Annotated in this window: 11 protein-coding genes; 7 read left to right on the forward strand and 4 right to left on the reverse strand. The window is 30.4% G+C overall.

Annotated features, from left to right (window positions below):
- Nucleotides 1–4: 4 nt before the first annotated feature.
- Together lpxC and H2280_RS04985 are read right to left on the reverse strand one after the other, a co-directional pair.
- Nucleotides 5–889, reverse strand: a complete 885-nt coding sequence (gene lpxC, locus H2280_RS04980; protein WP_337215862.1) for a UDP-3-O-acyl-N-acetylglucosamine deacetylase — start codon at nucleotides 887–889, stop codon at nucleotides 5–7.
- The gene (locus H2280_RS04985; RefSeq protein ID WP_337215863.1) at nucleotides 886–2,256 is read right to left on the reverse strand and encodes a M23 family metallopeptidase; all 1,371 of its coding nucleotides are present in this window, start codon (nucleotides 2,254–2,256) and stop codon (nucleotides 886–888) included. The genes lpxC and H2280_RS04985 overlap by 4 nt, the downstream gene beginning before the upstream one ends.
- Nucleotides 2,257–2,462: 206 nt before the next feature.
- On the opposite strand from H2280_RS04985, the gene bamA reads away from it, so the two are divergent.
- The 6 genes from bamA to H2280_RS05015 all read left to right on the forward strand — a co-directional run bounded on the left by bamA (nucleotide 2,463) and on the right by H2280_RS05015 (nucleotide 8,388).
- On the forward strand, nucleotides 2,463–4,679 hold the full coding sequence (gene bamA / locus H2280_RS04990; RefSeq protein WP_337215864.1) for an outer membrane protein assembly factor BamA: 2,217 nt from the start codon (nucleotides 2,463–2,465) through the stop codon (nucleotides 4,677–4,679).
- Nucleotides 4,680–4,825: 146 nt separating this feature from the next.
- Nucleotides 4,826–5,668, forward strand: coding sequence for an acetyl-CoA carboxylase, carboxyltransferase subunit beta (gene accD, locus H2280_RS04995; protein WP_137623898.1), 843 nt, complete (start codon nucleotides 4,826–4,828; stop codon nucleotides 5,666–5,668).
- A 1-nt stretch (nucleotide 5,669) separates the two neighbouring features.
- Nucleotides 5,670–6,122 (forward strand): 23S rRNA (pseudouridine(1915)-N(3))-methyltransferase RlmH, encoded by a 453-nt coding sequence (locus tag H2280_RS05000; protein WP_337215865.1) that lies wholly within the window; start codon nucleotides 5,670–5,672, stop codon nucleotides 6,120–6,122.
- A 13-nt stretch (nucleotides 6,123–6,135) separates the two neighbouring features.
- On the forward strand, nucleotides 6,136–6,498 hold the full coding sequence (gene dksA, locus H2280_RS05005; RefSeq protein ID WP_337215866.1) for an RNA polymerase-binding protein DksA: 363 nt from the start codon (nucleotides 6,136–6,138) through the stop codon (nucleotides 6,496–6,498).
- Nucleotides 6,488–7,474, forward strand: coding sequence for a hypothetical protein (locus tag H2280_RS05010; RefSeq protein ID WP_337215867.1), 987 nt, complete (start codon nucleotides 6,488–6,490; stop codon nucleotides 7,472–7,474). The genes dksA and H2280_RS05010 overlap by 11 nt, the downstream gene beginning before the upstream one ends.
- Entirely contained in the window at nucleotides 7,471–8,388 is a 918-nt protein-coding gene (locus H2280_RS05015; RefSeq protein WP_337215868.1) for a tRNA dihydrouridine synthase, read from the forward strand. The genes H2280_RS05010 and H2280_RS05015 overlap by 4 nt, the downstream gene beginning before the upstream one ends.
- A 50-nt stretch (nucleotides 8,389–8,438) precedes the next feature.
- On the opposite strand, the gene H2280_RS05020 is transcribed toward H2280_RS05015, so the two are convergent.
- Nucleotides 8,439–10,808, reverse strand: a complete 2,370-nt coding sequence (locus tag H2280_RS05020; protein ID WP_137623893.1) for a ribonucleoside-diphosphate reductase subunit alpha — start codon at nucleotides 10,806–10,808, stop codon at nucleotides 8,439–8,441.
- A gap of 16 nt (nucleotides 10,809–10,824) precedes the next feature.
- Entirely contained in the window at nucleotides 10,825–12,153 is a 1,329-nt protein-coding gene (gene purB / locus H2280_RS05025) for an adenylosuccinate lyase (RefSeq protein WP_337215869.1), read from the reverse strand.
- 77 nt (nucleotides 12,154–12,230) lie between these two features.
- Here purB and H2280_RS05030 point away from each other — a divergent pair, with 77 nt between their 5' ends.
- Nucleotides 12,231–13,136 carry an RluA family pseudouridine synthase gene (locus tag H2280_RS05030; protein WP_337215870.1) on the forward strand — a complete coding sequence of 302 codons (906 nt, stop codon included), beginning with the start codon at nucleotides 12,231–12,233 and terminating at the stop codon, nucleotides 13,134–13,136.
- Nucleotides 13,137–13,211: the final 75 nt, after the last annotated feature.

Here is a 13,211-nt window from a genome sequence, read left to right on the forward strand (position 1 = left end):
GTTTTTATGCAAAAACCTTTTCATAAGCTTTTTCATTTGCTTTTTCAAGACTGACAATCTCATAAGCTTCTTTATCTTTTAACACCTCTTTAGTGAGTAAGTGATTTAAATGATGGCTTCCAGCAAAAGATATATAATCGCCAAAAACTCTATATCCAAGCAAGGTTAAATCCCCAATAGCATCTAAAATTTTATGTCTTACAAATTCATCCTTAAAACGCAAACCTTCAGGATTTAAAATTCTACTCTCATCGACAACTATAGTATTTTCCAAACTGCCGCCAAGGGCTAAATTTTTATCTCTAAGCATTTGAACATCTTTTAAAAAACCAAAAGTTCTAGCTCTTGCGATATTTTCTATATAATTTTTTTTGCTAAATTCAAAATTATAAGTTTGCTCACCTATAACCGCATTGTCAAATTTGATGGTATAATTAATACGAGGCTCTTTAGTCGGTATTAATCTTACAAATTTATTCCCATCTCTTACTTCTATTGGTTTTTTAATAACCATAATTTTTTTAGATGCATCTAGTTCTACAACTCCCGCTTCATCAAGCATCATACAAAAACTAATACTTGATCCATCCATAACAGGAGCTTCGTTTGCATTTAAAACAATACGCACATTATCAATTCCATAAGCATTTATAGCACTCATTAAATGTTCTATCGTTGAAATAAAACCGCGATCATCTCCTAAAACAGTGGCCATTTGAGTATTGATTACATTTTCAGGAATCGCTTTGTAACTTGCATTTAAATCACTCCTAAAAAAAACTATGCCGCTATCAGCCTCCAAAGGCTCAAGAGTAATTTCGATAGGTTCGCCTTTGTGTAGTCCTATTCCTACACCTTTTACTGATCTTGCTAAGGTTAATTGTTTCATTGTTTTTGTCCTAAAATTATTTTTTTTCCATTATTTAAAACTTTATAAATATTTTCCTCGATCCATTTTCTATCTTGCCATTGCTCCGGACGTGTTTCTACTCCTTGAACTAAAACCCCAAAATGCAAATGATCTCCAAGAGCTAAACCACTTTTTCCTGTTCTTGCGATCACACTTTGGCTGGCTATTTTTTCGCCGACATCAATATCTTTAGATGAACAATGCCCATAAAGACTATAAACACCAAAGCCATGATAAACAATCAAATTAAGCCCGTAAATTCCATTCTTTTGTGCAAATACAACTTTTCCAGAATTATTGCTAAAGATTGGAGCTTCTCTAACACTAGCCAAATCTATACCCATATGGTAAGAATCGCTAACAAATTGACCATTATAAGAATAATATCTATGATCAGCAAAATCCCCAACTTTTAGTGCATGTTTAAGCGGCAAAAATAAATTAAGGGAAAAATTATCAATTTTATCTTCTAAAACATTTGAAGTGATTTCATGTATGAGTTTTTCATTATCATTTCTTAAAGTTTCATTGACGAATTTAAATTTGTCAAAACGCGTAAAATTATTGTCTTTTGGAGCGTATTCTTGAGCTAAATTTTCAATTTTACCATCTAAGAAACTATCTGTAAGGTTGATATTAGAAACTTTATACTTTCTATTTAGAAAATAATACCTTATGCGCTCTTTAGAAATATTTCCAGCCTTATCTGTTGCAATCACATAAGCTCTAAACTCATCATCTCTTGCATCCCAAGCAATAAGGGCTGCATAATAACCATCTTTAACATAAGGAGTTGCTTTAAAGATCTTTCCTCTATTTGTCTCGATATAAACTTGATCTAAGTTAGCATCTTTTGCAGAAAATACAACGCTAGCTGCCCCGCCTTGCTCGATTTGATAAGAATTGCTTAAAATATTTATTTTAGGAGAGACATTATCAACTATAATCGCGATTTGTTTTTTTGCTTTATCTTGATCAAAAATATTCCAAAAACAATCATTTTCAGCAATGATTTCCATAATAAAAGATTTTGATTTTTCGCTACTTTTTGGCAAAGCAACTTGCAAAGTAATATCATTTAATTTTTGTATTTTTTCATCTGCAATTAACATTCCAGAATCTTGATCATCTTTTTTTAAAATAATTTTTACATTTTTAATAGAACGATTCTCATCTTTAATATGCACATAAATAGGTTCTTTAAGATTTGTATAGACAATATCGGGCATAAGAATTTGAGGTAAGCTTTTTCTCACTATATCTTCTTTTTTTACAATAAAAAAAACTGCCAAAACAACAAGGATTAAAAAATACAGATAAAAAGTCTTTTTCTTTCTTCTTGCCATCTTTTCTTCCTAAGATAAAAATCAATTATTTTTAGTTTTTAAAAATTTTATAAAAATATAGTAAACACTTAAAATAGAGAAAGTAAAAATCATATAAGAAGCTTAACTTAAATAAAAACAGCTTTAAAACATCTTGTTTTTATTAAAATTTTTCTGATATAATCATAACTTTGTAATATAAAGCTTATTTTTAGGTAAAAAAATCAATGAAAAAAATTATCAGTGTTTGTTTATTAGCTACTTTGAGTAGTGCTACTGTTATAAAAGAAATTAAATTTAGCGGTTTAAATCATCTTTCAAATACAAGCGCACTTAATCTTACCGGTTTAAAAATTGGAGAAAAGCTAGATCTTTCCAAGGTTAATAAAGCTATACTTAATCTTTATAAGCAAAATTATTTTGATAATATTGCTGTAGAAGAAAATAATGGGATTTTAAACATTATTGTTACAGAAAAACCGAGTATTGCTAAAATCACAGTTACAGGAATTGCTTCCAATGATCGTAAGCAAATTGAAAGTATGCTCGGAATTAAAAGAGGAAATTTATTTGACGAATCAAGTGCCAAAGAAGCATGTGATCGCATTAAAAACTACTATGAAGCAAGAAGTTATTTTGACACTGTTGTAGAATACAAAACAAAAACTCTAAACAATACAGACGGCCTAGAACTTGAATTTATAGTAAATCGTGGAGAAAATATTATCATCGATAATGTTTATTTAAGTGGAGCTAAAAAGCTATCTTACTCCGATATAGAACCTGCTGTTATCAATAAAGAAAAAGAATTTATGGGCTGGATGTGGGGAAGAAATGACGGAAAGCTTAAAATATTTGAATTAAATAATGATAGCGCAAGAATTAGCGATGAGTATATGAAAAAAGGGTATTTAGATGTACAAGTTTCAGCTCCTTATCTAAAAACTTATACGGATTTGTATCAAGCTGATTTAACCTATTTTATCAAAGAAGGCAAACCTTATAAAATTAAAAATATCTCTATAGAAAACCCTTTATTTGAAGAAAAGCAAAATTTAAAAACAGTTAAAAATCTACGCTCTAGCGTCGGTAAAATTATCAATATCGAAGATGTTAGAAAAGATGTAAAAACTTTAGAAACGCAAAGTGCTGATTTAGGTTATGCTTTTGTTGAAGTTTATCCAGATATCCAAAAAAATGATGAAACCCATGAGGTTACAATTAATTTTAAAGTCATTCCTCATGAAAAAGTTTATATTAGAAATGTAATTATTGCAAATAATTCTCGTACAGTCGATCGTGTTATACGTAGGGAATTATATATTACAGAAGGCAATTTATATAATAGAACGGATTTAACCGAATCCAAAAACGCTCTAAGAAGAACTTCTTATTTTGATGATGTTAATATTAAAGAAAAAAAGGTTGATGATACACATATTGATCTTATTGTCGATGTCAAAGAAGCTTCCACAGGTGCAATTTCTGGAGGTATAGGATATGGATCAAGTGATGGACTACTTTTAAATGCTTCTCTTTCTGATACAAATATTTTTGGATCAGGAATTAAAAGCTCGGTGAGTGTGGATAAAAGCGACGATACTTTATCAGGAAGAATCAGCTTAATTAACCCACGAGTTCTTGATAGTCAATATAGCCTAGGAGGAACTCTTTATTCTAATGATTATGAGTGGGATAATTATTCAGAAAAAAATTATGGATTTGATATTACTGTAGGTCGTCAATTTGCAAGATATTTTAATGCAAGTTTAACTTATAATTTAGAACAAAGTGATATTTATCATCTTAGTCCAACCCTTTTAAGAACAGGTTATGATCTTGGAAAAAGTATCAAAAGTTCTATATCTCCAGCTCTTTCATTTAATAATACAGATGATTATTATTTACCAAGATCTGGAATGATCACTTCGACAAGTCTTGAGTATGCTGGAATCGGTGGAGATCAAAAATTTCTATCCTCAAGCACTAGGTTTAATTTTTATCAAGGTTTGCAAGATTATATAGGCTATGATCTCATTTATCGCTATAAAGCTAGTTTTTATAAAGTTTGGAATAGAGGTTACTTACCAATCAATCAAAGAATTTATTTGGGAGGTATTCGCTCAATTCGTGGTTTTGAAAGTAGAACTGTAAGCCCTAAAAATGAATGGGGTGATGAAGTGGGCGGAACGATAGCTTTTGCCAATTCCGTAGAGCTTAGTTTTCCATTGATAGATAGAATCAAACTTCGTGGAAGTATGTTTTTTGATTATGGTATGATAGGACGTAAAAATTTAGATGAAATTAAAAGAATGAGTACGGGCGTTGGTTTAGAATGGATCACTCCTATAGGACCTTTACAACTCATCTTTGCTAAACCGCTAAATAAGAAAAAAGGCGATGATACGAGTACTTTTGAATTCAATCTAGGAACACGTTTTTAATATTTTTTAGATGCATTAATGCATCTAAAAATTCAAATACTTACTACAAATAAATTTCATTTCATAAAAATTTTACTAATTGCAAGAAAAGATAAGAAAATTTTGATATAATTCTTAAATTTTTTAAATCTAATTAGGTAGTTTATATGAATTTTGCAGATATTTTTTCAAAAATTAGAAGACAACAACCTAGCGTAAAAGAAGCACCAAATCACTGGGTAAAATGCCCAAGCTGTCATGCTTTAATGTATTATAAAGAAATAGAATCTTGTTTTAATGTATGTCCTAAATGTTCTCATCATATGAGAATTTCTCCTATAGAAAGAATCAATCTTTTAAGCGATGAAAATAGTTTTGTAGAATTTGATGCAAATTTGGAAGCTATTGATCCTCTAAAATTTGTTGATAGTAAATCCTATAAAAAAAGATTGAGTGAAAATCAAAATAAAACAGGCAAAAAATCTGCGGTCGTAAGCGGAGAATGTACAATTGATGGGATTAAAACTCAGCTAGTTGTATTTGATTTTTCTTTCATGGGGGGCTCTTTAGGATCAGTAGAAGGTGAAAAAATAGTTCGAGCCATACAAAGAGCCATCAGTAATAAAAATCCTTTAGTGATTGTAAGTGCAAGTGGAGGTGCTAGAATGCAAGAAAGCACCTATTCTTTAATGCAAATGAGTAAAACAAGTACTGCTTTAAAACTCTTAAGCAAAGAAAAAATTCCTTATATTAGCATCTTAACAGATCCAACCATGGGTGGCGTGAGTGCTTCTTTTGCTTGGCTTGGAGATTTGGTGATTGCCGAGCCAGGGGCTTTGGTAGGCTTTGCAGGAGAAAGAGTTATAAAACAAACCATAGGAGCTGATTTACCACAAGGCTTTCAAAGAGCTGAATTTTTATTAGAACATGGTCTTATAGATGCAATAGTCGAACGATCTGAAATGAAAAAATATCTTAGCGATGTACTTAAGTTTTTTTGCGGAAACTGATTTGCAAATTAATATTTTTTATATACAAAAAAGTGATGAATTTGAAATTTTAGATCAAAAATATTTTAAGTTAATATCTAAATTTGCCACAATTAAAGAATACAATCTTTTTAATAAAAAAATAGCTAATGCACAAAATCTTAATAATCCAGAACTAGCGAAAAAAAGTTATGAAGAAGTATTTAATACGCATAAAAAAGGCTTTAATATAGCCCTTGATGAAAGAGGCAAAGAGCTAACAAGTTTAGAATTTGCCAAAATGATACAAGATAAAATTGAATTAAGTTTTTTTATAGGTGGAGCTTATGGACTGAGAAAAGAATTTACGGAAAAATTAGATTTTAGCCTTTCGTTGAGTAAATTGACTTTGGCACATTATTTTGTTAAAACTTTGCTTTTAGAACAAATTTATCGCGCCTTTTGCATTAACTCCAATCACCCTTACCATAAATGAATTAGGAAATTTCATGAAAAAAAATGACTTAAACTTTTTTAAAGATAATCTAGAGCAAAGAAAAAAAGCTATCAAAGAAGATTTGCACAGCAATTCTAAAGAAATTGAAGCCTTACACAATAGCGTTCCTAGCGATAGCGTTGATTTTTCAGTGATAGAAACAAATTCTCAAATTGATCTTGCTATCAGTGCTAATTTAAAACAAGAATTAAAAGAAATTGAAGAATCTCTCGATAAAATCAAAAACAATACTTATGGAATTTGTGAATCTTGTGATGACGAAATTGCTGTTGAAAGACTCAAAATAAAACCTCATGCAAAATATTGTATCACTTGTCGCGAAAATTTAGAAAAAGGAAAAATTTATGAAAGTTAAATTATTTTTGGGTGCTAGCCTTATTTACACTCTTATAATTTTTGCATTTGCTTGGTATTTAAAACTTGGTAGCTATACTCTAAATTTTAGGACTTATAATTTTGAGCTTCCGGTTATGATTTGGTTGATTTTACCTTTAATTCCTTTGATTTTTTTTGCTACTTTTCACATGATCTTTTATCATTTTTTACTCACTTTTAAATTCAAGCATTTCTTCAAAGACTCTGCCAAATTTGAAAGCTATATCCAAAATTTACTTTTAGAAAAAGAGTTAAATACAAGCTTTAGCACTCAAGAATTTAGAAAAGTAGCACAACTAGCAAAAATTGTAAAAACCCATGAAAAAATTCCAAATGAAACCAAGATCAATGAAATTCTAGATCTTATTGATGCTTTAAATAATCAAGAATATGTCAATATTTCTAAATTCAAGCTTGCAAATAATAATATTTTATTTTTAAAAAATGAGCAAAATCGCATTCAAAATGATATAAATTATGCCTATTCTAAAATAAAAAACATCACTGAAATCAAAGACGAGTTTGAGGAATTAGCCTTTAATACTCTTCTTAAAAAAGGCAATTACGAACAAATCAAAAGTATTAAAATTTCTAAAAATTCTCATCAAATTTTAAATTTAATCAAACGCTTTAAAGATGGAAATCTTGAACTTAATACCGCTGAATTTGAAGTTTTGCTGACTCATTCTCTCTTAAATGAAAAAGAATATTTAAGTATTGCGAAAATGAGTACTCAATTTTTTAATCCAGATGCAATACTAGGAATTTTTTCTAAAATAAAAAATGAAAAAAATGAAGCGTTAAAAGCATACTTATATTTACTTGCCGAATTTGGACTTTTAGATGAGTTAAGAGAACAAATTAGAAAAGATGAAAAAAAATTCAGTGATTTTAAAGCCTTTTTAATCCTTAAAGAAAATAACATCAAATTTGATTTAAATCATCTTATACAATGATAGATTTTACCAATAAACCCTTATTTTTAGCTCCAATGGCAGGTTTTTCAGACTTGCCATTTAGAAATGTGGTTAAAAAATTTGGAGCTGATGTAACCATTAGTGAGATGATAAGCTCTAATGCTTTAGTTTATGAAAGCTCTAAAACTTTGCACATGTTAGAACGTTCCGAATTTGAAAAACCTTATATTGTGCAAATTGCTGGAGGCGATAAAGAAGTGCTTAAAAAAGCGGTTGAACTTCTTAATCAAATGGATTTTATAGATGGTATCGATTTTAACTGCGGCTGTCCTGTAAATAAAGTAGTTAAGCAATGTGCCGGTAGCGCCTTATTAAACGATTTGGAACTTTTTAAAACTTTAGTGGGAGTGATCAAGCAAACCAATAAAAAAAGATTGACAAGCGTCAAATTTAGACTAGGATTTAATGAAAAATATCCTGAAAAAATGGCTAAAATTTGCGAAGATTTAGGTGTTGATTTTGTAAGCATTCATGGACGAACAAGAAAACAACTTTATAGCGGAAAGTCTGATTATGACTCTATAGCCTTTGCTAAAGCAAATGTAAAAATTCCTGTTATTGCTAATGGGGATATTAATGCAAATAACGCGCTTGAAGTTTATAATATCACAAAATGCGATGGATTGATGATAGGAAGAGCAAGTATAGGTAATCCTTGGATCTTTTATGAAATAAAACATAATAAAAAAGTTGAAGAAAACTTAAAAAAAGAAATTATATTAACCCATTTTGAAGAAATGCTAAAGCATTACCAAAATCAAGCTGTAAGTATATTTCGTAAGCATTTGCATGAGTATTCTAAAGGACACAAAGAAGCTTCAGCTTTTAGAGATGAAATCAATCGCATCAATGATGCAAAAGAAATGAAGAAAAAAATAGAATCATTTTTCTAATCATTTTAAATTTGAAGTTTTTAAAAGATTAAAAACTTCAATAAAATTTTTTACTGACATCCCTCGCATTCTATGCTGCGATCGGCCACATTGACTTTTTCACTATTAGGGCTTTCACTTCTTAAATAATATGTAGATTTAACGCCAAGCTCCCAAGCGAGTTGGTAAATTTCATTAAGATAACCTCCGCTTGCCTTATCTAGCGATAAAAAGATATTTAAACTTTGTCCTTGATCGATCCACTTTCCACGTATAGCAGCTGCTTTTACTAAAATTCTTTGATCAAGCTCATAAGCTGGAGTATAATATTCCCAAGTTTCAAGGCTTAAATTTGGAACAACAACAGGTATCATGCCGCTTAAATTCTGCTCAAACCACTTACGCTTATAAACAGGTTCTATAGTTTGAGTGGTTCCTACCAAAATAGATATAGAAGAAGTAGGAGCGATCGCCATTAAATACCCATTTCTCATACCATCTTTTTTTACTTTTTCTCTAAGTTTATTCCAATCACAATCACTTTGATTAAACAAACCTTCTCTTAAAGTTAAAGCTTTAGCTTGTTCATTAGCAACATCAATAGGAAAAATTCCTTTACTCCAGTTTGATCCTTGAAAATCAGGATAAGATCCTTTTTCTATAGATAAATTAGAACTTGCATTGATAGCCTCAAAACTAATTTTTTCCATAATTCTATCAATCATTTCAAAATGCTCTTCACTTCCCCAATGAATTCTAGCTTCAGCAAGCATTTGTGCTTCTCCCATAACTCCAAGCCCTATAGAACGCGATTTTAAATTTGTATCTTTTACTTTTCTATGAGGATAAAAATTTAAATCGATCACATTATCAAGCATACGAATAGCCGTAGGCACAACGCGTTCTATATCTTCATTAGAATGTACTTTACTTAAATTAACACTTGCCAAATTGCACACAGCGGTTTTGCCGTCATTTTTGTATTTTTCAACTATATAAACTTTATTGCCATCAATACTATCTAAAGTTGAAATTTTCTTAGCTGATTTTTCATAGCCACCATCTATAATAACACGCTCTTCTTCATCATAATGTCTCTCATCGCCGTTTTCAAAAACAACTTTAATTTGATAATAATTAGCATCGGTATTTTGAAAAATTTCAGTGCATAAATTTGAACTTCTAATGATTCCAACGTGAGAATTTGGATTGGCTTTATTAGCAGTATCTTTAAAACATAAAAATGGCAAACCTGTCTCAAAATAATTTAACAATATTTTTTTCCAAAGCTCTTTAGCCTCTACGATTTCTTTAACTATATTTTCATCTTTTTCATATTCTTCATAACGTTTTTCAAATTCTTCACCATACAAATCACACAAATCAGCTGTATCAGCAGGATCAAAAAGCGTCCATTTATCATTAGCTCTAACCCTTTTCATAAAAAGATCATTGATCCATAAAGCAGGGAAAAGCTCATGTGCTCTACGTCTTTCCTCTCCGGAATTCTTTCTTAAATCTATAAAATCACCTATATCCATATGCCAAGGCTCTATATAAACCGCAATAGCACCTTTTCTAGTTCCAAGTTGATCTACAGCCACCGCAATATCATTTGTAATTTTTAAAAAAGGAATAATCCCTCCGGCTGCATTTTTATGTCCGTCTATGCTTCCACCCATAGCACGAACTTTAGACCAATCCCAACCTATACCACCACCAAATTTAGATAAAAGTGCCATTTCTTGATAAGAATCAAAAATTCCTTCAATATTATCAGGAGTGCTTCCTATATAACAAGAACTGAGTTGATGTCTAGTGGTTCTAGCATTTGAAAGAGTTGGAGTAGCAAGCATAATTTCAAATTTAGAGATCAAATCATAAAATTTTTTAGCCCATTCTCCAGGATTAAATTCATTTTGCGCCAAAAACATAGCTATAGCCATAAACATTTGCTGTGGAAGTTCTATGGGCATACCCTTGCTATCTTTGATCAAATAGCGATCATATAAAGTTTTAACACCCAAATAAGTAAATTGCATATCGCGTTCAGGCTTAATATAGTCATTTAAATCATCTAAATCATATTTTTCTTTTAAGCCTAATAAAATTCTTCCTTCTTTTTCCCCTCTTTCAAAATAATCACGTAGGTGATTATAGCGATTCATACCATTAACTTTTTTATACAAATCAAACAAAAAAAGTCTAGCAGCAACAAAAGTCCAATTTGGACAATCAATATCTATCTTATCTACAGCCGTTTTAATAAGAGTTTTTTGAATTTCTTCGGTTGAAATTCCATCCCTAAACTGAATTTTTGCATCAAGCTCTAACTCACTTAAACTCACACCTTCTAAATCTCTCACAGCATCGGAAGTGCATTTTTTAATTTTAGAAATATCTAACTCTTCTGTTCGGCCATTTCTTTTTATAACTTTCATTGTTTTCCTTGCTTAATTATTTAAATGTTCTTGCAAAAATAGCATCAATATTTTTTGTATAGTAATTATAATCAAAACATTTACGTATATCTTCTTCGCTTAAACTTTTTCTTAAATCTTCATCATTTAAAAGTGCGATTAAAAATAAACTTTCGTTTTTATCATTGATTGCTTCTTTGCCATTTTGCAAATCAGCCCATACCTTCATAGCATTTCTTTGAACGATTTTATAAGCTTCCTCACGACTAATTCCTTTAAAAGGAAGTTCTAGTAAAACACGTTGAGAGAAAACAAGTCCTCCGGTAAGATTTAAATTTTTCATCATATTTTCTGGATAAACTAAAAGATTTTCGATCAAATTTGTAAGACGTGCAAGCATAAAATCTGCTGTTATAAAAGCATCAGGTAAAATAAATCTCTCTACACTAGAATGAGAAATATCTCTTTCATGCCAAAGTGCAACATTTTCCAATGCTGGAGTAACAAAAGATCGAAGAACTCTGCAAAGTCCTGTAATATTTTCACTCAAAACTGGATTTCTCTTATGTGGCATTGCCGAACTTCCTTTTTGCCCTGCACTAAAAAATTCTTCAGCCTCATAAACTTCCGTTCTTTGAAAATGCCTTATTGCCACAGCGATTTGCTCACAAGATGAAGCTAAAATCGCAATAGCTGAAATCACTTGTGCGTAACGATCTCTTTGGATAACTTGATTTGAAACTGGAGCAGGTTTAAGATCTAAATTTTTGCAAACCTCTTCTTCAAATTCCAAAGGAGCGTGGGCGAAATTTCCCATTGCACCGCTGATTTTTCCATAACTAATCACTTCTTTAGCGTGCTCTATAAGATCTTTAGCGTGCAAAATTTCATCATACCAAATTGCCATAACCAAACCAAAAGTTATAGGCTCACCATGAATTCCATGACTTCTTCCAACCATTAAAGTATTTTTATGCTCCATGGCACGTTTTTTTATGGCTTCTAAAAGCAATGAAATATCCTCTAAGATAAGCTCCAAACTTTCTTTGATTTGTAAAGCAACCGCAGTATCAATGCAATCAGAACTCGTCATTGCATAATGCACAAAGCGACTCTCTTCTCCCAAACTTTCACTCACACTTGTAAGAAAAGCTATAACATCATGTTTGGTTGTTTTTTCAATTTCATCAATTCTATCAATGTCAAATTTTGCATTTTTTAAGATTTTTTCACAGTCAGTATCATTAATAAGACCTAATTTATTCCAAGCTTTTACAGCTGCTAATTCTACTTTTAACCATGCATCATATTTGGCTTTAACATCCCATTTTTTAGCCATAATTTCTCTGCTATATCTTGCAACCATGCTTTTAAACCTTTTTAGTTATAATTTTAAAATGAAAAAATGGAATTTTATCTAAAAAATTCTAAGAAAGAAGTTAAATGCCCTATATCAAAACAAAACTACCTAATAATGGAAAAAAGGCGTTTCAAGTCCTTATGGAGGCCTTAAAAATTCCCATAAATGAGGCACAAAGACTGATCGATAAAAAAAGACTTTTTTGCGATGGAAATTTAGTTGAAGAAAAAAATAAAATTTTAAATGGAACGGTAGAATTAATTGTTTATGAAACCCATCCAAAGGGAGTGGAGATTGTATTTGAAAATGAAGATTTTGCCGTACTTGAAAAACCAAGTGGCGTTCTTAGCCATCCTAATGGAAGGCATTGTCAATATAGCCTTAGTGATGAAATTTGGCATTTATGGGGAAAGCAAGCTTGTATAGCCCATCGTCTTGATAAAGAAACCAGCGGTTTAATCCTCGTTGCAAAAAATAAATATGCTCAAATTGAATTTAAAACCATGTTTGAAAAAAGACAGATTCAAAAAGAATATTTAGCTTTGGTTTTAGGAAAAGTAGAAAAAAATTTCAAAATTGATGCTTGTATAGATTTAATCAAAAATTATCACGATGTAAAAACCAGAATGCAAATTTGCGAAAAAGGAAAACAAGCTTTGACCGAATTTGAAATTTTGAATTTTTTTCCTAAGCACAATTGCACACTTTTACTTTGCAAACCCTTAACAGGAAGACAGCATCAAATAAGAATTCACTTACACCATGCAAAATATCCTATATTAGGCGATCCACTTTATGGCTTAAAAAAAGAAGAAATTGAAGCGATATTGGATGAAAAAATAAATTTGGAAGAAAGAATCCATCTAACAGGTGCTAAACGCTTATGTTTGCATGCTAAAACATTAAAATTCATTTTTAGAGATCATCAATTTATCATTGATTCTAAAAAAAATATTGAAAATGAATTTATACAAGCCTTATATATCTAATGCTTTAAAAATTTATTATTAATTAATAAATTTTACATTATGATTATAAAACTTTTAAAAACAAGGAAACTAAAC

It is taken from the genome of Campylobacter sp. 2457A (assembly GCF_020135895.1).
Taxonomy (GTDB): domain Bacteria; phylum Campylobacterota; class Campylobacteria; order Campylobacterales; family Campylobacteraceae; genus Campylobacter_D; species Campylobacter_D taeniopygiae.

Bases quoted from the DNA above. Each gene is read 5' to 3' on its own strand.
- lpxC (WP_337215862.1), bottom strand. From the start codon at position 889: ATGAAACAATTAACCTTAGCAAGATCAGTAAAAGGTGTAGGAATAGGA.
- H2280_RS04985 (WP_337215863.1), bottom strand. From the start codon at position 2,256: ATGGCAAGAAGAAAGAAAAAGACTTTTTATCTGTATTTTTTAATCCTT.
- bamA (WP_337215864.1), top strand. From the start codon at position 2,463: ATGAAAAAAATTATCAGTGTTTGTTTATTAGCTACTTTGAGTAGTGCT.
- accD (WP_137623898.1), top strand. From the start codon at position 4,826: ATGAATTTTGCAGATATTTTTTCAAAAATTAGAAGACAACAACCTAGC.
- dksA (WP_337215866.1), top strand. From the start codon at position 6,136: ATGAAAAAAAATGACTTAAACTTTTTTAAAGATAATCTAGAGCAAAGA.
- H2280_RS05010 (WP_337215867.1), top strand. From the start codon at position 6,488: ATGAAAGTTAAATTATTTTTGGGTGCTAGCCTTATTTACACTCTTATA.
- H2280_RS05015 (WP_337215868.1), top strand. From the start codon at position 7,471: ATGATAGATTTTACCAATAAACCCTTATTTTTAGCTCCAATGGCAGGT.
- H2280_RS05020 (WP_137623893.1), bottom strand. From the start codon at position 10,808: ATGAAAGTTATAAAAAGAAATGGCCGAACAGAAGAGTTAGATATTTCT.
- purB (WP_337215869.1), bottom strand. From the start codon at position 12,153: ATGGTTGCAAGATATAGCAGAGAAATTATGGCTAAAAAATGGGATGTT.
- H2280_RS05030 (WP_337215870.1), top strand. From the start codon at position 12,231: ATGCCCTATATCAAAACAAAACTACCTAATAATGGAAAAAAGGCGTTT.